22 protein-coding genes and 1 riboswitch are annotated in these 23662 nt (G+C 43.0%); of the genes, 21 read left to right on the forward strand and 1 reads right to left on the reverse strand.

Annotated features, from left to right (window positions below; translation table 11 throughout):
• Positions 1-129 precede the first annotated feature (129 nt).
• The 16 genes from AC3ISE_RS09305 (at position 130) to AC3ISE_RS09380 (ending at position 16756) form a co-directional block, all read left to right on the forward strand.
• The gene (locus tag AC3ISE_RS09305) at positions 130-1050 is read left to right on the forward strand and encodes an aspartate carbamoyltransferase catalytic subunit (RefSeq protein ID WP_489223974.1); all 921 of its coding nucleotides are present in this window, start codon (positions 130-132) and stop codon (positions 1048-1050) included.
• A complete protein-coding gene (pyrC, locus tag AC3ISE_RS09310; protein WP_489223975.1) occupies positions 1034-2320 on the forward strand; it encodes a dihydroorotase in 1287 nt (428 codons plus the stop codon). Before AC3ISE_RS09305 ends, pyrC begins: the two co-directional genes overlap by 17 nt.
• Positions 2317-3417, forward strand: coding sequence for a carbamoyl phosphate synthase small subunit (locus AC3ISE_RS09315; RefSeq protein ID WP_489223976.1), 1101 nt, complete (start codon positions 2317-2319; stop codon positions 3415-3417). Before pyrC ends, AC3ISE_RS09315 begins: the two co-directional genes overlap by 4 nt.
• On the forward strand, positions 3402-6614 hold the full coding sequence (carB, locus tag AC3ISE_RS09320; RefSeq protein ID WP_489223977.1) for a carbamoyl-phosphate synthase large subunit: 3213 nt from the start codon (positions 3402-3404) through the stop codon (positions 6612-6614). Before AC3ISE_RS09315 ends, carB begins: the two co-directional genes overlap by 16 nt.
• Positions 6611-7396: a dihydroorotate dehydrogenase electron transfer subunit gene (locus AC3ISE_RS09325; protein ID WP_489223978.1), complete on the forward strand. Its 786-nt coding sequence runs from the start codon at positions 6611-6613 to the stop codon at positions 7394-7396. The genes carB and AC3ISE_RS09325 overlap by 4 nt, the downstream gene beginning before the upstream one ends.
• Complete coding sequence (locus tag AC3ISE_RS09330) at positions 7390-8325, forward strand: dihydroorotate dehydrogenase (RefSeq protein ID WP_489223979.1); 936 nt, start codon at positions 7390-7392, stop codon at positions 8323-8325. Before AC3ISE_RS09325 ends, AC3ISE_RS09330 begins: the two co-directional genes overlap by 7 nt.
• A complete protein-coding gene (gene pyrF, locus AC3ISE_RS09335) occupies positions 8294-9013 on the forward strand; it encodes an orotidine-5'-phosphate decarboxylase (protein WP_489223980.1) in 720 nt (239 codons plus the stop codon). Before AC3ISE_RS09330 ends, pyrF begins: the two co-directional genes overlap by 32 nt.
• Entirely contained in the window at positions 9010-9642 is a 633-nt protein-coding gene (gene pyrE / locus AC3ISE_RS09340; RefSeq protein WP_489223981.1) for an orotate phosphoribosyltransferase, read from the forward strand. The genes pyrF and pyrE overlap by 4 nt, the downstream gene beginning before the upstream one ends.
• 817 nt (positions 9643-10459) lie before the next feature.
• Positions 10460-10565, forward strand: a riboswitch (SAM riboswitch).
• Positions 10566-10671: 106 nt separating this feature from the next.
• Complete coding sequence (locus AC3ISE_RS09345) at positions 10672-10815, forward strand: YezD family protein (protein WP_133311231.1); 144 nt, start codon at positions 10672-10674, stop codon at positions 10813-10815.
• Positions 10816-10922: 107 nt separating this feature from the next.
• On the forward strand, positions 10923-11624 hold the full coding sequence (locus tag AC3ISE_RS09350) for a phosphoadenylyl-sulfate reductase (RefSeq protein ID WP_489223982.1): 702 nt from the start codon (positions 10923-10925) through the stop codon (positions 11622-11624).
• Positions 11625-11678: 54 nt separating this feature from the next.
• Positions 11679-12701, forward strand: coding sequence for a sulfate permease (gene cysP, locus AC3ISE_RS09355; protein WP_489224302.1), 1023 nt, complete (start codon positions 11679-11681; stop codon positions 12699-12701).
• Between the two features lie 44 nt (positions 12702-12745).
• Positions 12746-13885 carry a sulfate adenylyltransferase gene (sat, locus tag AC3ISE_RS09360; RefSeq protein WP_489223983.1) on the forward strand — a complete coding sequence of 380 codons (1140 nt, stop codon included), beginning with the start codon at positions 12746-12748 and terminating at the stop codon, positions 13883-13885.
• 16 nt (positions 13886-13901) lie between these two features.
• Positions 13902-14495, forward strand: a complete 594-nt coding sequence (cysC, locus tag AC3ISE_RS09365; RefSeq protein ID WP_489223984.1) for an adenylyl-sulfate kinase — start codon at positions 13902-13904, stop codon at positions 14493-14495.
• Positions 14496-14651: 156 nt separating this feature from the next.
• Positions 14652-15428: a uroporphyrinogen-III C-methyltransferase gene (gene cobA / locus AC3ISE_RS09370; protein ID WP_489223985.1), complete on the forward strand. Its 777-nt coding sequence runs from the start codon at positions 14652-14654 to the stop codon at positions 15426-15428.
• A gap of 1 nt (position 15429) precedes the next feature.
• Complete coding sequence (locus AC3ISE_RS09375) at positions 15430-16215, forward strand: sirohydrochlorin chelatase (RefSeq protein WP_489223986.1); 786 nt, start codon at positions 15430-15432, stop codon at positions 16213-16215.
• Entirely contained in the window at positions 16196-16756 is a 561-nt protein-coding gene (locus AC3ISE_RS09380) for a precorrin-2 dehydrogenase/sirohydrochlorin ferrochelatase family protein (protein WP_489223987.1), read from the forward strand. Before AC3ISE_RS09375 ends, AC3ISE_RS09380 begins: the two co-directional genes overlap by 20 nt.
• Before the next feature lie 5 nt (positions 16757-16761).
• Here the strand turns inward: AC3ISE_RS09380 and AC3ISE_RS09385 are convergent, their stop codons facing one another.
• Positions 16762-18468, reverse strand: a complete 1707-nt coding sequence (locus tag AC3ISE_RS09385; protein WP_489223988.1) for an Rqc2 family fibronectin-binding protein — start codon at positions 18466-18468, stop codon at positions 16762-16764.
• Between the two features lie 143 nt (positions 18469-18611).
• On the opposite strand from AC3ISE_RS09385, the gene AC3ISE_RS09390 reads away from it, so the two are divergent.
• The 5 genes from AC3ISE_RS09390 to rpoZ all read left to right on the forward strand — a co-directional run bounded on the left by AC3ISE_RS09390 (position 18612) and on the right by rpoZ (position 23566).
• Positions 18612-21287 carry a calcium-translocating P-type ATPase, SERCA-type gene (locus tag AC3ISE_RS09390; RefSeq protein WP_489223989.1) on the forward strand — a complete coding sequence of 892 codons (2676 nt, stop codon included), beginning with the start codon at positions 18612-18614 and terminating at the stop codon, positions 21285-21287.
• 233 nt (positions 21288-21520) lie between these two features.
• The gene (locus tag AC3ISE_RS09395; protein WP_489223990.1) at positions 21521-22396 is read left to right on the forward strand and encodes a YicC/YloC family endoribonuclease; all 876 of its coding nucleotides are present in this window, start codon (positions 21521-21523) and stop codon (positions 22394-22396) included.
• Between the two features lie 74 nt (positions 22397-22470).
• A complete protein-coding gene (gene remA, locus AC3ISE_RS09400) occupies positions 22471-22734 on the forward strand; it encodes an extracellular matrix/biofilm regulator RemA (RefSeq protein WP_029281439.1) in 264 nt (87 codons plus the stop codon).
• Between the two features lie 14 nt (positions 22735-22748).
• Positions 22749-23363: a guanylate kinase gene (gene gmk / locus AC3ISE_RS09405; RefSeq protein ID WP_133311221.1), complete on the forward strand. Its 615-nt coding sequence runs from the start codon at positions 22749-22751 to the stop codon at positions 23361-23363.
• A gap of 5 nt (positions 23364-23368) precedes the next feature.
• A complete protein-coding gene (rpoZ, locus tag AC3ISE_RS09410) occupies positions 23369-23566 on the forward strand; it encodes a DNA-directed RNA polymerase subunit omega (RefSeq protein WP_070879124.1) in 198 nt (65 codons plus the stop codon).
• The last annotated feature ends 96 nt before the right edge of the window (positions 23567-23662 follow it).

Below are 23662 nucleotides of genomic sequence, written 5' to 3' on the forward strand. Positions count from 1 at the left end.
GCTTCCTCACACCCTGAATCTCTGATCAGGGTGTTTTTTTGCAGAAAAAAGGGAGAAAGTTTGGGGCATTGAAGTCTGGGAGCTAAACAGACGCTTGCGCTTTCTTACTAAAAAAGGGGAGAGATGGCTTTGAGGCACTTATTGAAAATGACTGATGTACCTGCAGATGAAATCATGAAGATATTAAAAGATGCAGAACGATTTAAAGCAGGGAAAACCGTGCTGCAGGAAACACCGACATTTGTTGCTAATCTGTTTTTTGAACCAAGCACACGAACAAGATTCAGCTTTGAAGTTGCAGAAAAAAGACTTGGACTGAATGTTCTCAATTTCGACGCCTCTCACTCTAGTGTTCAAAAAGGCGAAACCTTGTACGATACGGTAAGGACACTTGAGGCAATTGGAGCAAACGCAGTTGTCATCAGACATCCAAACGATGAGTACTTTACTGAATTGCAAGATAAAGTAAAGATTCCGATATTGAATGCTGGGGACGGCTGCGGTCATCACCCGACACAGTCACTGCTTGATCTGCTTACGATTCAGCAGGAGTTCAAACAATTTGAAGGCCTGACAGTCTCCATTCACGGAGATATCAAACATAGCCGGGTAGCGCGGTCAAATGCAGAAGTGCTGAAGCGTCTCGGGGCAAACGTTTTACTCTCAGGGCCGGAGGAATGGAGAGATTCATCAGATGGGTTCGGGCAATACGTACCGACAGATGAAGCGATAGAGACATCCGATGTTGTGATGCTGCTTAGAATTCAGCATGAGAGACATCACGGTGAAAATGATGGTCTTTCAGACTATCACCGCAAATTTGGATTAACGATTGAAAGAGAAAAAAACATGAAGCCGAATGCCATCATTATGCACCCTGCACCGGTTAATCGCGGAGTAGAAATTGCCGGCGAGCTGGTTGAGAGCAGAAGATCAAGGATTTTCAAGCAAATGGAAAATGGCGTTTATATCCGAATGGCCGTACTGAAGCGGGCTTTAGAAAGTGCCACATTAAGCGAGGAGGAAAATACTTATGCATTTTATCATTAAAAATGGACGTATTTTAGATAACAGCGGTGCAGAGAAAAAAGCGGATATTCTGATTCAGGATGGAATCATTGTTCAAATAGAAGAAAATATCAAGCATGAAACGGCACAGGTCATTGATGCTAAAGGCAATCTTGTTTCTCCTGGCTTTGTCGATTTACATATCCATCTGAGAGAACCGGGAGGGGAGCATAAGGAAACCATTGAAACTGGCACAAAAGCAGCTGCAGCAGGAGGATTCACAACGGTTGCCGCAATGCCTAACACGAAACCAGTGCCGGATCATCCTGAACAAATGAACTGGCTGCAAAATCGCATAAAAGAAACGGCTTCGGTCCGTGTGCTGCCATATGCATCTATTACAACACGCCAGGCAGGGAAAGAGCTGACAGACTTTGAGGGATTAAAACAGGCAGGTGCGTTTGCTTTTACAGACGACGGTGTAGGAGTGCAGTCAGCCGGCATGATGTTTGAGGCAATGAAAAAAGCTGCCGCGCTTGGAGTGAGCATTGTTGCACACTGTGAGGATAACTCGCTGATTTATAAAGGAGCTTTGCATGACGGAGAATTTGCAAAAAGAAATGGCATAAACGGTATTCCATCTGTGTGTGAGGCGGTCCAGATTGCGAGAGATGTATTGCTTGCAGAAGCAGCAGGCTGTCATTATCATGTCTGTCACATCAGCACAAAGGAATCTGTAAGAGTGGTGAGAGATGCAAAGAAAGCGGGCATCAACGTCACGGCTGAAGTTACGCCTCATCACCTGCTGCTTTGCGACAGTGATATTCCTGAACTTGATACGAACTACAAAATGAATCCGCCGCTGCGCGGAAGTGATGACAAGGATGCTTTAATTGAAGCACTGCTTGACGGAACCATCGATTTTATAGCAACAGACCATGCTCCGCATACAAAAGAGGAAAAAGCGGAAACCATAGAGCTTGCGCCATTTGGAATCGTAGGTTTGGAGACCGCCTTTCCGCTGCTGTATACACGATTTGTAGAGTCGAACGAATGGACATTGAAGCAGCTTATCGACTATCTGACAATTAAGCCGAGTAAAGCTTTTAACCTTCCATATGGAAAATTAGAAGTTGGCAGTCCGGCAGATCTTACAATCATTGACTTAGAGGAAGTAAAAGTAATTGATCCTGGAGCATTCCTGTCAAAAGGCAAGAACACTCCGTTTGGAGGATGGAATTGCAAAGGATGGCCAATCGCAACAATCGCACAAGGACAGCTAGTTTGGGAAAAGGAGAGAGTAAACGCATGATCAGACATCTAATTCTCGAAGACGGAACCATTTTCACAGGACAAGGATTTGGAAGCGAAGAAGATACGATTGGGGAAATCGTTTTTCACACTGGAATGACAGGTTATCAGGAGATTTTATCTGACCCGTCATATTGCGGACAAATTGTCACACTTACTTATCCGCTTATCGGAAACTATGGAATTAACCGCGATGATTTTGAAACCATCTCGCCTTTCATTAATGGGTTTATCGTAAAAGAATTATGTGAAGTACCATCAAACTTCAGAAGCGAGTATTCACTTGATGAGTATTTTAAACTTAAAAAGATACCTGGATTAGCAGGAATCGATACTCGTAAACTCACAAGGATTATCCGGACATATGGAACCCTGAAAGGGGCATTTTGCTCTGAGAATGCAGATACGGAGGCGGTGCTTGCAAAATTAAAAGCAGCAAACCTTCCAACTAACCAAGTGGAAACCGTATCAACAAAAACATCTTATCCGAGTCCTGGACGCGGCTGCAGAGTTGCATTAGTGGACTTTGGAATGAAGCATGGCATTTTGCGCGAGCTTAATAAGCGCGATTGTGACGTCGTTGTTGTTCCACACACAACGACAGCAGAAGAAATCCTTCAATTGAATCCAGACGGCATTATGCTTTCAAACGGACCTGGGGATCCAAAAGATGTGCCGCATGCACTGGATATGATCAACGGAGTGCTCGGGAAAATTCCGTTATTCGGAATTTGTCTTGGCCACCAGCTTTTCGCACTGGCAGGAGGAGCAAACACTGAAAAAATGAAATTCGGACATCGCGGTTCAAATCATCCTGTCAAAGATTTAGCTACAGGAAAAATTGCGATGACCTCTCAAAATCACGGCTACACTGTCACTCTTGATTCAGTTGCTGCAACTGATCTTGAAGTAACACATATTGCGCTGAATGATGGGTCAGTTGAAGGCCTTAAACATAAAGAACTTCCTGCATTTACGGTTCAATACCACCCGGAAGCTTCACCAGGACCGGAAGATGCAAACGGACTTTTTGATCAATTTATCGACATGATTGAAACTCACAAGAAAGAAGGGGTCAAAGTATGCCAAAACGCGTAGACATTAAAAAAATTCTAGTAATAGGTTCAGGTCCGATCATTATTGGCCAGGCGGCAGAGTTTGATTATGCCGGAACTCAAGCCTGCCTTGCTTTAAAAGAAGAAGGCTATGAGGTTATTCTAGTAAACTCCAATCCGGCAACGATCATGACGGATACCGAAATGGCGGATAAAGTCTACATTGAACCTTTAACAGTGGAATTTTTAACAAAAATCATCCGAAAAGAACGTCCGGATGCCCTTCTCCCGACTCTCGGAGGACAAACCGGATTGAATATGGCAGTAGAGCTTGCAAATGCCGGTGTGCTTGAAGAGTGCAATGTTGAAATCTTAGGAACAAAGCTCAGCGCGATTCAAAAAGCGGAAGACCGTGATCTATTCCGCCAGTTAATGAATGAACTTGGTGAACCTGTGCCTGATAGTGACATTGTGCATAACCTTGAAGAAGCGTTCACTTTTGTAGATAGAGTAGGCTATCCGGTTATTGTAAGACCAGCCTATACGCTTGGCGGTACAGGCGGTGGTATCTGTTCGAACGAAGAAGAGCTGATTGAGATCGTCACAAGCGGATTAAAGTACAGCCCAGTCACTCAATGTCTTCTTGAAAAAAGCATCGCAGGCTATAAGGAGATTGAATATGAAGTAATGCGCGATAAAAATGACAGTGCGATTGTGGTCTGCAACATGGAAAACATCGATCCTGTCGGCATACACACAGGTGACTCAATCGTCGTTGCACCAAGTCAGACTTTAAGTGACCGCGAGTATCAAATGCTCCGGAACGTTTCACTTAAAATCATCCGGGCTCTGCAAATCGAAGGCGGCTGCAACGTTCAGCTCGCACTTGATCCAAACAGCTTTCAATATTACATCATCGAGGTCAATCCGCGCGTCAGCAGATCATCTGCGCTTGCTTCAAAAGCAACTGGCTATCCAATTGCAAAGCTTGCAGCTAAAATCGCTGTCGGTTTGACGCTTGACGAAATGATGAACCCAGTTACCGGCAAGACGTATGCTTGCTTTGAACCTGCACTTGACTACATCGTGACGAAAATTCCGAGATGGCCATTTGACAAGTTTGAGTCAGCAAACCGCCGCCTTGGCACTCAAATGAAGGCGACAGGAGAAGTAATGGCGATCGGCAGAACATTTGAAGAATCATTGCTGAAAGCTGTACGTTCACTTGAATCAGATGAGTATCATCTGGATCTGAAAAATGCTGATGAATTCAGCAATGAACTGATCGAAAAGAGAATCAGGAAAGCAGGCGACGAGCGTCTATTCTATCTTTCTGAAGCAATCAGAAGAGGGGTATCCATTGAAACGATTCATGAGTGGAGTGCGATCGATCTGTTCTTCTTAGTGAAAATAGAAAAAATCATCAAGTTTGAAAATGTGCTGAAAGAAGCAAAGCTTGATGCTGATGTCCTAAAACAAGCCAAGAAAATGGGCTTCTCGGATATTGCAATCGCAAGGCTCTGGAACATGGCTGAACGTGAAGTCTATGACTACAGAAAACAGCTGAAGCTGTTCCCGGTTTTCAAAACAGTTGATACATGTGCAGCCGAGTTTGAATCACAAACTCCTTACTTCTACGGCACGTACGAAGATGAAAACGAATCTGCTGTAACAGACAAAGAAAGTGTGATTGTCCTCGGTTCAGGACCGATTCGAATCGGCCAGGGCGTGGAATTTGATTATGCAACGGTACATTCTGTATGGGCCATCAAAGAGGCCGGGTATGAGGCAATCATTATCAACAATAACCCTGAGACGGTTTCTACAGACTTCAGCATCTCAGATAAGCTTTACTTTGAACCGCTTACTGCAGAAGATGTCATGCATATTGTAGAACTTGAAAAACCACGCGGCGTAGTCGTTCAATTTGGCGGACAAACAGCTATTAATCTAGCAGAAGAGCTTGAAGCAAGAGGCGTGCAGATCCTTGGTACATCCCTTGAAGATTTGGACCGCGCTGAAAACAGAGATAAGTTTGAGTACACATTAGGCAAGCTTAACATCCCTCAGCCGCTCGGTAAAACAGCCACTTCTGTTGAAGAAGCAGTTAAAATTGCAGCAGAGATCCGCTACCCGGTATTAGTTAGACCATCCTATGTTCTCGGCGGCCGGGCAATGGAAATTGTATATGAAGAAAAAGACCTGCTGCATTATATGAAAAATGCGGTAAAAGTAAATCCGCAGCATCCCGTTCTCATTGACAAATATTTAACCGGAAAAGAAATCGAAGTAGACGCGATTTCAGACGGCGAAACGGTCTTTATTCCAGGAATTATGGAACACATCGAACGTGCAGGCGTTCACTCAGGCGACTCAATTGCCGTCTATCCGCCGCAAACTCTGTCCGCAGAAATAAAGGAAACGATTATAGAAAGAACAATCGCTCTTGCCAAAGGATTAAATATAAAAGGTTTGCTGAATATCCAGTTTGTTATCTACAAAAATGAAGTTTATGTGCTTGAGGTAAACCCAAGATCAAGCCGCACGGTTCCATTTTTAAGCAAGATTACGGGAGTCCCAATGGCGAATCTCGCTACAAAGGTTATCTTAGGAAAAACACTTCATGAGCTAGGCTATGAAACAGGCATTCAGCCTGAGAGTGCCGGCGTCTATGTGAAAGTTCCGGTATTCTCCTTCGAAAAGCTGCGCAGAGTCGATATTACACTCGGCCCTGAAATGAAATCTACCGGAGAAGTCATGGGCAAGGATACAACGCTTGAAAAAGCTCTGTATAAAGGCCTGATTGCATCCGGAATGAAAGTGCAGAATTACGGACAGGTTCTGCTGACGATTGCAGATAAAGATAAAGAAGAAGGTCTTGAAGTTGCAAGACGCTTCAGCGCCATCGGCTATCAGATTATGGCGACAAGCGGAACGGCGGAATACCTTCATGCCAATGGAGTTTCTGCAAAGATTGTGAATAAAATCGGCAGCGAGGCGCCAAACATGCTTGACATCATCCGCACAAGCGAAGCACAGTTTGTCATCAATACACTGACAAAAGGAAAACAGCCGCAGCGGGATGGATTCCGAATCCGCCGTGAATCTGTAGAAAACGGCATTCCGTGCTTAACATCGCTCGATACGGCAAAAGCGATTTTAAGAGTGCTTGAGTCCATGACATTCTCTACAGACGAAATGCCAAAGCGCGCTATCAGCAAAGAGGTGACATACGCTTGATACAAAAAGAATGGATGACGATTGCAGATCAGAGGGAATTGGCAGCAGGCATTTATGAAATCACATTAAAAGGCAGTTTAGTCGATCACATGAATCAGCCAGGGCAGTTTGTACATGTAAAAGTTTCAGAGACGGCCTCACCGTTATTAAGAAGACCGATCAGCATAGCGAAAATAGACAAAGAGAATCAGGAATTTACCATGATATATAGAGCAGAGGGAGCAGGCACGAAGCTCCTTTCTGCAAGAAAGAATGGCGAGCTTGTTGATGTACTTGGACCGCTCGGCAATGGATTTGATCCTGAACAGATGGAAAAAGGCGATACAGCCCTTCTTGTCGGAGGCGGGATCGGCGTGCCTCCTTTATATGAACTGTCAAGACGCCTGATAAAAAGAGGGGTTACGGTTAAGCATGTTCTGGGCTTTCAGTCAAAAGAGCACGTTTTCTATGAAAAAGAGTTTCAAAAGCTTGGAGATACTTATGTAACGACTGTAGACGGCACTTATGGAATGCAGGGATACGTCACAGATTTGATTAAAGAATATGATCTCGCTTTTGATGCTTTGTTTTCCTGCGGACCCACTCCGATGCTTGCAAACATAGAAAGACTTTTTCCTGACAAGCGTGTCTTTCTGTCACTAGAAGAAAGGATGGGCTGCGGAATTGGCGCATGCTTCGCCTGTGTATGTCATACAGCTGATGATCCTGCTGGCACTTCTTATAAAAAAGTGTGCAGCGACGGTCCAGTATTTAAAGCCGGGGAGGTGCTTTTATCATGCTGAACATCGAATTGCCCGGTTTATCCCTGAAAAATCCGGTTATGCCGGCCTCAGGCTGCTTTGGCTTCGGTAAAGAATTTGCAAACCTGTACGATTTGAGCAGTCTTGGTGCGATTATGATTAAAGCTGCCACGGCAGAAGCACGCTTTGGCAACCCGACGCCAAGAGTGGCGGAAACAGAGGCAGGCATGCTGAATGCCATTGGCCTTCAAAATCCAGGCCTCACGGGAGTCCTTGAACAAGAGCTTCCCTGGCTCGAGTCTTATGATGTGCCGATTATTGCGAATGTAGCGGGCTCCGCACAGGAGGATTATGTTGAAGTAGCAAGAGAAATCAGCAGAGCAGAAAATGTTCACGCAATTGAACTGAATATCTCTTGCCCGAATGTAAAAACGGGGGGAATTGCTTTCGGAACGAACCCTGAGATTGCCGCATCTTTGACAAAGGCAGTAAAAGAAGTATCAGAGGTGCCTGTCTATGTGAAGCTTTCTCCAAATGTAAGCAACATTGTTGAAATCGCCAAAGCCATTGAAAACGCAGGTGCAGATGGTTTAACGATGATTAATACGCTGCTTGGGATGAGGCTCAACATGAGAACGGCAAAACCAATTCTCGCCAACCGCTCCGGGGGATTATCAGGCCCTGCCATCAAGCCTGTCGCGATCAGAATGGTGTATGAAGTAAGCCAGGCTGTTTCCATACCGATTATCGGCATGGGAGGCGTGCAGACAGCTGAAGATGTCCTTGAATTTATGTATGCAGGTGCAAGTGCAGTCGCTGTCGGAACAGCAAACTTCGTCAATCCGTTTGTATGTCCAGAAATCATCGAACAATTGCCTCAGACATTAAAAGAATATGGATTTGAACATATTTCAGAATGCATCGGAAGGAGCTGGAAAAATGAACGGGAGACCGCTAATTATCGCGCTTGATTTTCCGGACGGAAAAGAAGTGGACGGATTTTTAAAAAAGCTGCCTGATCAAAAGCTTTATGTAAAAGTGGGAATGGAGCTGTTTTATCAGGAAGGCCCCGCGATAATCCATCAGCTTAAATCAGACGGACATGACATTTTTCTTGATTTGAAGCTCCATGATATTCCGCAGACCGTCAAACAGGCTATGAAAGGACTTGCAAAGCTTGAAGTGGATCTTGTCAATGTTCATGCTGCAGGCGGAAGCGCGATGATGCAGGCTGCGATAGAAGGTCTGGAATCAGGAACGCGGGCAGGGGCAAAAAGACCTGACTGTATTGCTGTAACTCAATTAACAAGCACATCAGAGTCCATGCTTAAACATGAACTGCTTATCGAAAAAGGGCTGAACGAAACCGTCCTGCACTATGCCAAATTGGCAGATGAGAGCGGACTCGATGGGATTGTCTGTTCTTCGCTTGAAGTACCTGATATCTATCAGCATTTGGACCGTTCTTTCAAAACCATTACGCCTGGAATCCGCATGGCGGAAGACTCAATGAATGATCAAGTGAGAGTGGCGACTCCTTATAAGGCGAGAGAGCTTGGATCAACTGCCATTGTTGTCGGCAGAAGCATCACAAAAGCGGATGATCCGCTGAAAGCATACTTACAAATGAAAAACGCATGGGAGGGTCTGCCTGTATGAAACATCAAATTGCTGAGCAGCTGTTAAAAATTGAAGCCGTCTTTTTAAGTCCAAATGAGCCATTTACATGGTCAAGCGGCCTCAAATCTCCAATTTATTGCGACAATCGTTTAACGTTATCCTATCCTGAAGTCAGAAAAGACATTGCAGAGGGATTAACTAAGCTAATCAGGGAAGAGTATCCCCAGGCTGAAATGATTGCAGGAACCGCAACAGCCGGTATTCCTCATGCTGCATGGGTTAGTGATCTTCTTAATCTGCCTATGTGCTATGTGAGAAGCAAGCCGAAGGGCCATGGAAAAGGCAATCAAATCGAAGGGAAAGTGCACGAAGGTCAAAAAGTCGTAGTCGTTGAGGATTTAATCTCAACAGGAGGAAGCGTTATTACGGCTGTTCAGGCTCTGCGAGAGGCAGGATGTGAAGTAATTGGAGTGGTCTCCATCTTCACATATGAATTGCAAAAAGGCGCAGAAATGCTTGCAGAAGCAGGCATTCATACTGTATCTCTTACCGATTATTCTTCATTGATTGATGTAGCTTTGAATAAAGGATCCATTGAAAAAGAAGATCTGGAAAAGCTGAAAAAATGGCGTGAAAACCCGGCAAATGAAGCATGGATGACTGTTTAAATAGGCAAAAAGAGGCTGGGACAAAAGGTTTTCAGGCAAAGAATAATCCGAACTATTATGTGAAATTCCAACTTGAATTTCGTTTTAGTTCGGATTTTTTTCTATTGTTGCTGCAGTACTAAATGTTAGAAACCTTAGGAGGATAGCAGCGGAAGGAACTTGACTCCTGCGGGATATAGAGCAAAATGGGAGACCCCACAGGCAACACCGAGAGGCTCTCATGCTCCCCGCGGAAAGCAAGTTCCTCTCGCTGCAAGGAACGGACTATATTTAACATTAGAAACAACAATTTATGCGAAAATAGCCCTTTCTTTTAATAATTTTCGCACTATTCAATGTTCGGCTTTAGTTTCAGGAGATAATCGTTACGTCCCAGTCTCTTTTTTATATCCAAATCAAAATCGAAACTAGAATCGAAACAAGGCTTAGAAGCAGATAACCAGTTCGGAACATTTTTATCTGCCATGCTTTTTTATCAAACCTTTTGCAAAACGAGAAGCTCGCATGGCCGAGCCAGCCAAATATCCAAAAAAGTCCGGATTGTTCACTTTTGATTTTTTGGAAAATAAGATGATCATCAAGAGATACAATGGCATAAGCTAATGAAAATCCGCCTATAACGAAAGCGAATAGGGTCATAATGAATGGAATGAGAATTTGTTTCACCTCTACGATAGTAATTTTTTGACCATAAACTTTATTCACGATTCTCAATTTTAGAACTAAATTTCGCTGAAAAATAAAAAAAATTAATTCCGATCGAAAAACTAGGGTTGACACGGCGGCTAATTGTGATAAAATTTAGAAAAATATAATAAACTTATCCAGAGAGGCGAAGGGATCTGGCCCTGTGAAGCCCGGCAACCTGCGTTTGGCAAGGTGCTAAATCCAGCAAAATGTAAACCCATTTTGAAAGATAAGGTACATTACCTGAACAGTCTTTCAAGTTGGAAGGCTTTTTTACATTCTCAGATTGCGGTGCATTTCTCAGAAAAAAAGAGCGGATAAGAAATGAAATGGGGGACTGCAGTGGGAAAGGAAGAACAGCTTGAACTCGTCTTCGAAAGATTAAGGGAAATGCTGAAAACGATGAATTATGGTTCTGTCACATTGATTGTTCAGGACGGCAAAGTGATTCAGCTTGAGAAGAACGAAAAAGTAAGAATAAAATAATGTGCTGACTAGATAAACTGGAGGCATTTTAACATTGAACGGGTTCCGTCATTCTGTTAAAGTGTCTTTTTTTAACGGGACCTGGCTGATAGAGGGGAAGAATTCACATGCTTACGTATGAAAACTGGCAGGAGCCAGCGGCTGAGTTTGAAGTTGATGACACTTATAAAGGCGCATTAAACGTTTTAAAGTGGAGCTACAGTCATTACGGCAAAGAGATTGTTTATGCCTGCAGCTTTGGAATAGAAGGGATTGTGCTTGTTGATTTAATTTCGAAAGTAGAGCCGGATGCAACTATTGTTTTTCTGGATACGGACGTTCATTTTAAAGAAACATATGAAACAATCGACCGGGTGCGGGAAAAATATCCGAAGCTGAATATCGTGATGAAGAAGCCGGAACTCACATTAGAGGAACAGGCAGCGGAACATGGAGATAAACTTTGGGAAACCAACCCGAATAAATGCTGCCAAATCAGAAAGCTTCAGCCTCTGAACGAGACGTTATCTGAATCTGAAGCATGGATCTCGGGACTGCGCAGAGAGCAGTCAGAAACAAGGAAACATGTTCAATTTATTAACCGGGATGATAAATTTCAGTCGGTGAAAATTTGTCCGCTGATTCACTGGACATGGAAAGATGTATGGCGGTACGTGCACAAAAATGATTTGCCTTATAACCCTCTGCATGACAGGGGCTACCCGAGCATTGGCTGCTCTCACTGCACCGCACCTGCGTTTAATGCCGATGATTTGCGTTCCGGAAGATGGAGCGGACAGGGTAAAACAGAATGCGGATTACATGGATAAGGAGCAGGTCCCGTGCTTGAAATAGCGGCTCTTGCGATCAGTCTCTTTTTTGCAATGAATATAGGGGCAAGCGGTGCTGCTGCCTCGATGGGTGTTGCTTATGGGTCAGGTGCAGTCCCAAAAGCAAGGCATGCCCTTTTCATTTGTGCAGCCGGGGTCTTTGCCGGAGCGGTGCTCGGAGGCGGAGAAGTTGTTAAGACAATCAGCGGAGGCATCATACCTCAGGAAATTATTAATGTAAAAATCGTGCTGATTATCATTCTATCTGCGACAAGCTCCCTGTTTTTTGCAAATTTGCTCGGCATTCCGCTTTCTACCAGTGAAGTTACGGTTGGGGCGGTAGTAGGAGTCGGGATTGCGTATCAAGTGCTGTTTGTTAATTCGCTGCTGGTCATTATGATGTTTTGGGTGATCGTTCCTGTTGCTGCTTTCGGTTTAGCCTGGATATTCGGCAAAGGGCTCTATAGGCTGCAAAATAAGGGATTTTTGCATGATCGTCCGTGGCTTACCGGCATTTTGATTCTTGCAGGATTTCTTGAAGCCTTCTCTGCGGGGATGAATAATGTCGCGAATGCAGTTGGTCCTCTAGTTGGAGCAGGTTTGATCTCCGTTTCAAAAGGAACCTGGATCGGAGGGGCATTTGTAGCAATCGGAGCCATTTTCCTCGGAAAAAAAGTACTGGAGACCAACGGCAAGAAGATTACCAGATATTCAAAGCCTGAAGGGATATTAATCTCAGGAACTGGTGCCGGTCTCGTCATTATCAGTTCCATTTTCGGATTGCCGGTTCCGCTCACACAGGTCACTTCATCAGCGATTATCGGTCTTGGAATGGCGAAAAACGGAAGCGAAATTCTTCATAACCACATCGTGAAGAAAATTGTCCGCATATGGATTGTTTCACCTCTGTTTTCACTGGCCATTTCTTATTTCTTAGTTAAATTATTTTTAGAAAGTGATCTTTACTCAATCACCGTTCTTGTCAGTGTCATGCTTGCAACCTTAGGAGCCCTCAGTTTGATGAAGGCCATCAAAGAGGAAAAGCGGGCTGTGCATGAAGAAGGCGGGGGCATTTAACGTTAAAACCAATTAAAATGGTATGTTTAGGAGGAATTATAATAATGAGTTTACAGCCGCACGGAGGTTTGCTAATACAAGCATATAACCCAGAGGAAAAATATCAGGAGATTCACGCAGAAATTGAAATTGATGCAATGGCATTAAGTGATTTGGAATTAATCGGAATTGGAGCATACAGCCCGCTTGAAGGATTTCTTTCTCAGAAAGATTATGAGCAGGTCGTAAATGAGATGAGACTGGCCTCAGGCACTGTCTGGAGCATCCCGATTACATTGCCTGTTTCCAAGGAAACGGCTGAGAGATTAATAGTCGGAGAAAAAGCAAGACTTCTTTACAAAGGAGAGGTATATGGCCTGATACAGGTTGAGGATGTTTATGAACCCGACAAAGCGATTGAAGCCATAAACGTTTATGGAACGGCAGACCTTGCGCATCCGGGCGTAAAAAAAATGCATGAACGGGAAGATGTCTATGTAGGCGGCAAAATTACACTGCTTAAACGACCTGTAAAGCCGTTTAAGCAATACACGTTCGATCCAATTGAAACTCGTGAAATTTTCAAAAGCAAAGGCTGGAAGACGGTCGTTGGATTCCAAACTAGAAACCCGGTTCACAGAGCTCATGAATATATCCAAAAATCAGCCCTTGAAACAGTAGATGGATTATTTTTAAATCCGCTTGTAGGGGAAACAAAATCAGATGACATTTCAGCCGAAATCAGAATGGAGAGCTACGAGGTTCTTCTAAGAAACTACTATCCGGAAGAACGGGTTGAGCTTGGCGTCTTCCCTGCAGCGATGAGATATGCCGGACCAAGAGAAGCCATTTTCCATGCCATTGTCCGTAAAAATTACGGCTGCACTCATTTTATTGTAGGAAGAGACCACGCCGGTGTAGGTGATTACTACGGAACTTATGATGCCCAGAAAATTTTTGATCAGTTTGAGGAACAGGAGCTTGGAATCAAGCCTCTGAAATTCGATCACAGCTTCTACTGCAGCAAATGCGAGGGAATGGCAACAACGAAAACATGTCCTCATGACAGCTCGGATCATATCATTCTATCAGGAACAAAGGTAAGGCAAATGCTGAGAAATGGTGAAGTTCCGCCAAGCACGTTCAGCCGTCCTGAAGTCATTGAGGTTTTAATAAACGGACTTAAAAAAGAAGTCGTTTCATAAGAAGGGAGAAACAGCGATGAGCAGCAATATTGTATGGCACGAATCCTCTATTTCAAAACAAGAGAGAAGAGATAAAAATAAGCACCAGAGTTTTATACTCTGGTTTACAGGGTTGTCAGCTTCCGGCAAATCTTCTGTTGCGAACGCTTTTGCACGGACTTTATTTGACCGTGGCGCTCAGGCGTTTGTTCTTGATGGGGATAATGTTCGCCATGGCCTGAATCAGGATCTTGGCTTTAATGAGACCGACCGCAAGGAAAATATCAGACGGATTGGAGAAGTTTCAAAACTGTTTGTTGAAAGCGGCCAGATCGTCTTAACCGCTTTTATCTCTCCTTACCGTGCTGACCGCGACCTTGTTAGAGAATTGGTTGAAAAGGATGAATTCCTCGAGGTTTATATTAAATGTTCGATAGAAGAATGCGAAAAACGCGATCCTAAAGGACTTTATAAAAAAGCGAGAAATGAAGAAATCAAACATTTTACAGGAATCAGCGCACCTTATGAAGAGCCTGCGAACCCTGAGATTGTCCTGGATACAGAAAAATATTCAATAGAAGACTGTGTCAAACAAATGACGAAAATCCTAATTGAGAAGGGTTTAATTTAAAGGTTTTTTTCTAGGGGCTGAATATCCAAGAAAAAAAACCCTCTAAAAGCTTGAATTTTTTGATATATTATTCTATAAGAATATCAAATCTCAATGAAGGCAGCTGTCTCAAAATGAAGCGCGGGACATTTGCGTGTTAGTAAGGAGAGTCTATCCATGGGAAAGGTTTATTTAGTTGGAGCAGGACCCGGTGATCCTGAGCTGATCACGCTCAAAGCCATCAAATGCATACAGCAGGCAGATGTTATTTTGTATGATCGCCTGGTCAATAAAGAATTGCTTTCCTATGCCAAAAAGGAAGCAGATCTCATCTATTGCGGCAAGCTTCCTGACTATCATTTGATGAAGCAGGAAACGATTCATCACTTCTTAATCCGTTATGCGAAAAGCGGCAAGATCGTTACCCGTTTAAAAGGGGGAGATCCGTTTGTATTCGGGCGCGGTGCAGAAGAAGCAGAAGCACTTGCAAAACAGAAGATTCCATTTGAAATTGTGCCTGGCATCACCTCGGGCATAGCAGCGGCTGCCTATGCAGGAATTCCTGTCACGCACAGGGACGTAAGTGCAAGCGTTGCTTTTGTAACAGGCCATCACAAAAATGATGAAAAAGAAGATGAGAAGTGGGCAAGCCTGGCAAAAGGCATAGATACGTTAGCGATTTATATGGGTGTCGGCAATCTTCCATATATTCAGGAGCAGCTTTTGAAAAATGGAAAAAGCAAAGAAACGCCTGTTGCGCTGGTACACTGGGGAACAACAGATGTTCAGAAAACGGTGACAGGCACACTTGAAAATATTCTGGATGTTGTCCGTGAAGAGAATATAAAAAATCCAAGTATGATTATTATCGGAGAAGTAGTCCGCTACCGCGAGAAGATTAAGTGGTTTGAAGAGAAATTGCAGACTTCATCTCCAATCAGCGAGGCGTTATAACATGAAACAAGCTGTTTTATATGTTTGCCATGGCAGCCGGGTGAAAGAAGCCTGTGATGAGGCCATTGCTTTTATCGAGAGAACGCAAAAGCACATTCATGCTGATATTCAGGAAATTTCATTTCTTGAACTGGCTGAGCCTTCTATTGAAGAAGGGTTCTCTTCCTGCATCAAGCAAGGGGCCACACATGTTGCCGTTGTTCCATTATTATTGCTTACGGCTGTTCATGCAAAAGAGGACATTCCTCTGGAAGTGAAAAAGGCTGCAGAAAATCATCCGGAAGTTGCTGTTACATATGGCCTGCCTATCGGGGTGCATCAAAAGATGGCAAGAAGCATCATGAATCGAATCTATGAACAGGGCAGACCAGATGCTGAATCGATCATCGTTCTGATTGGACGCGGCAGCTCAGACCCGGACGTAGTAAGAGATTTGACTGCCATAAGTGAACTTGTAAAGAGTGAGGCGGGTGTCAGCAATGTAGAAATCTGCTTTCTGACTGCTGCAAAACCGAGTCTTGATGAAATGCTTTCAAACCTTTTGCTTTTTAAAGAGAAAACGGTTTTCCTTGTTCCCTATTTATTATTTACCGGGCTGCTTATGAGGGAAATTCAGACAAAGGCTGATAAGCTTGACCATGAAAAAATCAAGCTCTGCCGGTATCTGGGCTATGACTCTGAAGTTGAACAAGTTTTTGCCGAGAGAGTGCAGTCCGCAATTAATAATCATGATTCAAAATACACCTTCAGATATGGAGAACCATGCAATGCTGCCATTAATGGTTGATGTCCGAAATCGCCTGGTTATCGTCATCGGCGGCGGAAAAATTGCATATAGAAGACTTTCTGTATTTTTAAAGCAGGGTGCAAAAATAAAGGTGATCAGCCCGCACGTGATCGAAGAAATCAGCCGTCTGCACGCTCAATCACAAATTGAGTGGAAGCAAAAAGAAGCAGATATAGAGGATTTACAAGAAGCATTCATAATTGTTGCTGCAACTGACAGCAAAGAAGTGAATGCCTGGGCGGCAAGGGAGGCGGGCGAACATCAGCTTGTCAACCTTGCCGGTGAGTCAGAGCTTGGCAATGTTCAAGTTCCTTCTTTTCATCAGCGTGGAAGATTGACACTTGCTGTGTCCACCGGGGGCGCAAGTCCGACTATCGCCAAAAATTTATCGAAGCAATTTATTGATCAGTTTGATGATGCGTTTTTTGATCTCTTAGAAGAACTCTTTAAAGAACGGGAAAAAATAAAAGCTTTCGATCTTAGTCAGGATGAAAAGAAAAGACTATTAATTCAGCTTGCAAAAAAAAGCATGGACTCATAAAGAGTCTATGCTTTTCTTAATTTAATGACCAAATCCGGATCAGGTGTAACATACACGGTTTGCTGGTTGTCATAAATGACGAAACCAGGTTTAGATCCATTCGGCTTTTTGACATGCCGTATTTTTGTGAAATCAACCGGGACAGAGCTTGATCCTTTTGCTTTACTGAAATAAGCTGCAAGACCCGCCGCTTCTAAGATCGTTTCCTCGCTTGGTTCCTGGCTTCGGATAACAACATGAGAGCCTGGTATGTCTTTTGTATGGAGCCAAATATCATCCCGTGCTGCTGTTTTGTTTGTTAAGTAATCGTTTTGCTTGTTGTTTTTTCCGACAAGAATTTCCGTGCCGTCAGTTGCCGCATATTTTTCAAGGATTATTTTTGCCGGCTTATTCTTTTTATTTCCTTTTGCTTGTTTTTTCTTTAAATAGCCCCCGTCCATCAATTCTTCTCTAATCTCTTCGATGTCCTTCGGAGAAGCGGATTCAATTTGCTGAAACACGTTTTCAAAATAGAGGATTTCATTTTCAGCGAGTCTGATTTGTTCTTCAACAAAAGCAACCGATTTTTTCGCCTTGTTGTATTTTTGGAAATATGCCTGTGCATTTTCAGACGGTGTCTTTTGCGGGTTCAAGGTAATGCTGACCATTTCTCCGTCATAATAGTTTATGACATCAGCCGTTTTATCCCCGCGTTTTATTGCATACATATTAGCTGTAATCAGCTCGCCGCGAAGCTTGTATTTCTCTGCTTTTTCGGCATCCTTAAGCGTCGCTTGCAGCTTTTTGATTTTTGTTTTATTTTTCTTCAGTTCATTTTGTACAAATCGTTCAAGATCATTGCCTTGCTGCTTTACTCTGTCACGGGCTGCTTTTCCATAATAATAGCGGTCTAGCATCTCAGAAATTGAAGGAAAAACCTTGCTCGTCCCGTTTAAGTGAGTAAGCGGAAGAATATAGAAATATTCTTTATCATTTGTTTCAATCATAGATGCTGAGATGTCATTATTCTTGATCTCAGAAACAATCTTTAAAAAGGATTCCGGCAGGCTAATCCTGCTGGCAAGGCCTGCCCTGAACAGGATCTCTTTTGCAAAAAGAGGAGAGATTCCGGCAAACTGCTGCATAAGCTGCTGATCTAATTTTCCTGAATTAAAATCCATTTTGCGCAAAATTGTTTCTTCTGTCGCTTCAAAGGGATTCAGTTTATTCTGCTCAGGAGGCAGAACATATTCCTGTCCCGGCATAATCGTGCGGTGACGATTCACAGCAGGCGAGATGTGCTTAATGCTGTCAAGAATCATATTGCGGTCACGGTCAATAAGAATAATGTTGCTGTGTCTGCCCATTATTTCAATAATCAGGCGCTTATAAGTAACGTCGCCGATTTCATTTCTGCCTTTCACATCAATGTACAGAATTCGTTCTAATTCGATTTGTCCGATTCTTTCAATGACTCCGCCTTCGAGATGCTTTCTTAGCAGCATGCAAAACATTGGAGGTTCGCTCGGATTTTCATAGCTTTCTGTTGTTAAGTGAATTCTTGCATAGCTTGGATGGGCTGACAGCAGGAGACGGTGATTGCCCCCATTTGCCCGGATGATAAAAATCAGTTCATTTTTATACGGCTGATGGATCTTTGAGATTCTTCCATTTGCCAGTTCTTTTTTCAATTCTTCTGTTATCGCATATGTAAACATGCCATCAAATGACATCGCAAGCACCCTTTTCTATAGGTAAGTTGGATCAAATCTCCACATTCAAATTATTATAGCATTTTTTTGGACAGGGCTGAATAAATTGACATTATAAGAGATTGTCCTACTATTCCACGTATTGAGAGGTGTAAAAAAAATTCATGAAATGGCATGAAATTGGACCGGAAGAAGTTCTTCAGTCAATTAATACAAGCAGAGAAAACGGATTAACGGAAAAAGATGTTCAAAAAAGAGTGAAGCATCACGGTTTCAATGAACTTAAGGAAGCTGAAAAACCTTCAGCATTTTTATTATTTTTGGAGCAGTTTAAAGATTTTATGGTGCTGGTTTTGCTGGCGGCAACACTGATTTCGGGTCTTCTTGGCGAATATATTGATGCGATTGCCATCATTGCCATCGTTTTAATTAATGGCATACTTGGTTTTTTTCAGGAGCGGCGTGCGGAAAAATCACTTGAAGCCCTAAAAGAGATGTCAGCGCCTCAAGTGCAGGCTCTGAGAGAAGGCGAATGGACAAGGATTCAGTCGAAGGATCTTGTTCCCGGAGATATTGTGAAATTTTCGAGCGGGGACAGAATAGGCGCAGATCTCCGCTTGATCGAAGCAAAAAGCTTGGAAATTGAAGAATCAGCTTTAACAGGCGAGTCACTTCCTGTATCTAAATTTACGAATGCTCTGTCAGACGGTCATGCGGGTATTGGGGATTTAACTAATATGGCCTTCATGGGAACGCTGGTCACTCGGGGCAATGGGGTTGGAGTTGTTGTTGCAACGGGCATGAATACGGCGATGGGACAGATTGCCGACTTGCTTCAGTCTGCCGAAACGATGGAAACACCGCTTCAGAGAAGACTTGAACAGCTCGGAAAAATCTTAATTGTTGTTGCTCTTGCGTTAACTTTTTTAGTAGTGGCGGTTGGAGTGATTCAAGGGCATGAGCTCTACGATATGTTCCTTGCAGGTGTATCTCTTGCTGTAGCTGCGATTCCAGAAGGACTTCCGGCCATCGTAACGGTTGCTTTGTCATTAGGTGTACAAAGAATGATCAAGCAAAGATCGATTGTCAGAAAGCTGCCAGCTGTAGAAACGCTTGGCTGTGCATCCGTCATTTGTTCAGATAAAACTGGAACGATGACACAAAACAAGATGACCGTTACGCATATATGGTCCGGCGGACGCACTTGGCAGCTCAGCGGCACAGGGTATCAGCCGAAAGGCGAATTTTTCGCCAATGAACAAAAGGTATTAGTAAAGGACAATAAATCCCTTCAGCAAATTCTTACATTTGGCATGCTTTGCAATACGGCAAACATTTATGAGAAAGATGATGACTACATTCTGGACGGAGATCCGACGGAAGGGGCGCTTGTTGTAGCTGCGATGAAAGCAGGGCTCTCAAGAGAAGCGCTTTCCAAGCAGTTTAAAATCATCGATGAATTCCCATTTGACTCCACCCGGAAAATGATGAGCGTCATCATCGAAGATAAAAACGGCAAGCGCTTTGTCATCACAAAAGGTGCGCCAGATATTCTTCTTCAGAAATTAGACTTTGTGCTTTGGGATGAAAAACAGCACTATATATCTTCAAAATATGAAACAAAAATAAATGAAGCAATTGACAATCTGGCTTCTCAAGCACTAAGGACGATTGCGGTTGCCTTTAAGCCTGTCTCTGTTCAAACCATTTATCATCAGCATGAAGTTGAGAAAAGCTTGGTTTTCTTAGGGCTGCAGGGAATGATCGATCCGCCGCGTCCTGAAGTGAAACAAGCAGTGAAAGAATGCAGACAGGCCGGAATAAAAACGGTGATGATCACAGGTGACCATGTTAATACGGCTAGAGCCATTGCCAAACAGCTTGACCTCCTTCCGCCAAATGGGAAAGTAATAGATGGGGCAGCTCTGTCGGCTATGCCAAATGAGGAGCTTGTGCAGATTGTAGACGATATTTATGTGTTTGCAAGGGTATCGCCTGAACACAAGCTAAAAATTGTTAAAGCGCTTCAAAGCAGAGGGCATATCGTTGCGATGACTGGGGACGGAGTAAACGATGCACCTGCTATTAAAGCTGCTGATATTGGCATTTCAATGGGGATTACAGGAACAGATGTGGCAAAGGAAGCATCTGCCCTTGTTTTAGTGGATGATAATTTTGCTACGATCAAGCTTGCAATTAAAGAAGGCCGGAATATCTATGAGAACATAAGGAAGTTTATCCGATATTTGCTTGCTTCGAACGTCGGCGAAATTCTGGTTATGCTTTTTGCCATGCTGCTCGCGCTTCCGCTGCCCCTTGTTCCCATCCAGATTCTGTGGGTCAACCTTGTGACAGATGGTCTGCCTGCGATGGCTCTCGGTTTAGATCAGCCAGAGGGAGATTTAATGCAGAGAAAACCGCGGCATCATAAGGAAGGGGTATTTGCACGGGGTCTTGGCTGGAAAGTCATTTCCAGGGGATTCCTGATTGGGATTGTTACCCTTGCAGCGTTTATGATTGTCTATCACCGTGATCCTGACAATTTGATATATGCCCAGACCATTGCGTTTGCAACATTGGTCATGGCTCAGTTGATACATGTGTTTGACTGCAGAAGCGAAAGGTCTGTGTTTTTGAGAAATCCATTTGAGAACCTCTATCTTGTAGGTGCGGTTATTTCATCTGTGCTGCTGATGCTTGCTGTGATCTATTATGCCCCGATGCAGCCGATCTTCCATACAGTGCCAATCATGGCAAGAGACTGGCTCTTGGTGCTTGGATTATCAGCCATTCCAACTTTTTTGCTGGCAGGATCACTTTTGACAAGAAAAAAAAGTTAAAATATGCTATAATTCAAAAGGTAATAGCTCAGTCTATTACCTTTTCTTTTGTTAGAAGCTCTTTTCGTAAATATTGTTTTTAATGAACTAAATGTTTAAAACATTAAGTGTATTGTAGCGGAAGGAACGGACAACATTTATCATAAAAAACAACAATCTATGCAAAACAGCCTTTTGGTACATAAGCAGAGTGCATTCCTTATGATTTGATCAAAGAATTGGATGTGAAATATATGGTTTGCAGCATGACAGGATACGGGCGTTCATCAATTGAGAATAATAAATTGACCATTACAGCCGAAATGAAATCGGTTAATCACCGTTTTTTTGAAATTAACGTAAGAATGCCTAGACAATTGATGTCCATAGAGGATAAAATCAAAAAAGTGATCTCTTCTATCATTAATAGAGGACGCGTGGAAGTATACATAACAATTGAAGGCGAATCATTGGCAGACCGGTTTATCGAAGTTGATTGGAATTTGCTTGATCACTATGTTCAGGCGGCTGCTTCGATTCAAAACCGGTATGATTTACATAATGGATTGCAGCTGACAGATCTCCTTAAGCTGGAACATGTTATTGCAGTTGGAGAACAGGCAAAAGGGAATGAAGAAATTCATTCCATGGTCTTTGCGGCTGTGCAGGATGCAGCAGAAAAGCTGAAAGAGATGAGAATGGCAGAAGGTGCACATCTTAAAATTGATTTGCAAAAGCAGCTGGCATTTTTGGAGTCTTATGTATCTGATATTGAGAAATATGCACCCCAAGTCGTAATTCGCTACAAACAAAGGCTGGAAAAAAAGATAGCTGAGCTCTCCGAGGGCACAATTGATGAAAGCAGATTGGTAACGGAGGCTGCCCTTTTTGCTGACAGAGCGGATATTGCAGAAGAGATTACGAGAATCAGAAGTCATCTCTCACAATTCCGCGAAACGATGCAAAAAGAAGAATCAATTGGAAGAAAATTAGATTTTCTTGTTCAGGAGCTGAATAGAGAAGCGAATACGATCGGTTCTAAAGCAAATGATAAAGATATATCCAAATGTTCAGTAGAACTGAAAAGCGTCATAGAAAGATTAAAAGAGCAAGTTCAAAATATTGAATAATGAGCAGTTAAATCGTTTATAATGGGCCATTTAGGGCAAAAATAGTTTTGTCGTTTACTAGGGGGAGCGAACAGATGAGTATTAAGTTAATTAATATCGGCTTTGGCAATATTGTCTCAGCCAATCGCATTATTTCCATTGTAAGTCCTGAATCAGCTCCGATTAAAAGGATCATTCAAGACGCCCGTGACCGCGCCATGCTTATTGATGCGACATATGGCCGCAGAACGAGAGCAGTCGTGATTATGGACAGTGATCATATTATACTATCTGCGGTTCAGCCAGAAACGGTTGCCCACAGGCTTTCAAATAAAGACGAGTTAACAGATGAAGGGTAGGGAAAGTTCTGGATATGAAAGAAAGAGGATTACTCATCGTGCTTTCGGGTCCTTCTGGTGTTGGTAAAGGTACTGTAAGAAAAGCTATCTTTTCACAGAATGATACAGATTTTCAATATTCGATCAGCATGACGACACGCAAACCGCGTGAAGGCGAAGTTGACGGAGTTGATTATTTCTTTAAATCAAAAGAAGAATTCGAACAATTAATTAAAGAAGAGCGTTTATTGGAATGGGCGGAATTCGTGGGCAACTACTACGGAACGCCGATTGACTATGTGGAGAAAACGTTAAGCGAAGGAAGAGATGTTTTCCTTGAAATTGAAGTTCAGGGAGCATTGCAGGTGCGAAAGGCATTTCCGGAAGGGTTATTCATCTTCCTTATGCCGCCAAGCTTAAGCGAGCTTAAAAACCGCATCGTCACACGCGGAACAGAAACACAGGATATCATCAATAATCGCATGAAGGTTGCCAAAGAAGAAATTGAAATGATGGATGCTTACGATTACGTCGTTGAAAATGATCATGTGGATCTAGCCTGCGGACGTATTCGTGCGATTGTCACAGCTGAACATTGCAGACGTGACCGCATTGCACTTCGTTATAAGAAAATGCTGGAGGTTGAATAAATAATATGTTATATCCATCTATTGATAAACTAATGAATAAGCTTGATTCTAAATATACACTCGTAACAGTCGCGGCAAGACGCGCACGTGAAATGCAGGAAAATCACGATCAGCAAATCGTGAAGCCTGTCTCTCATAAATATGTCGGCAAAGCACTTGAAGAAATTAATTCAGGCTTGCTGGATTATGAAAAACAAGACTAATTAAATGGCACTTTAAAATAACAACCTGAAACAACATGGGTTGTTATTTTTTCATTCTTGATAATTCACAGCTATAATAACTATTATGACTTTGGT

Source organism: Metabacillus sp. KH_069 (assembly GCF_057838075.1).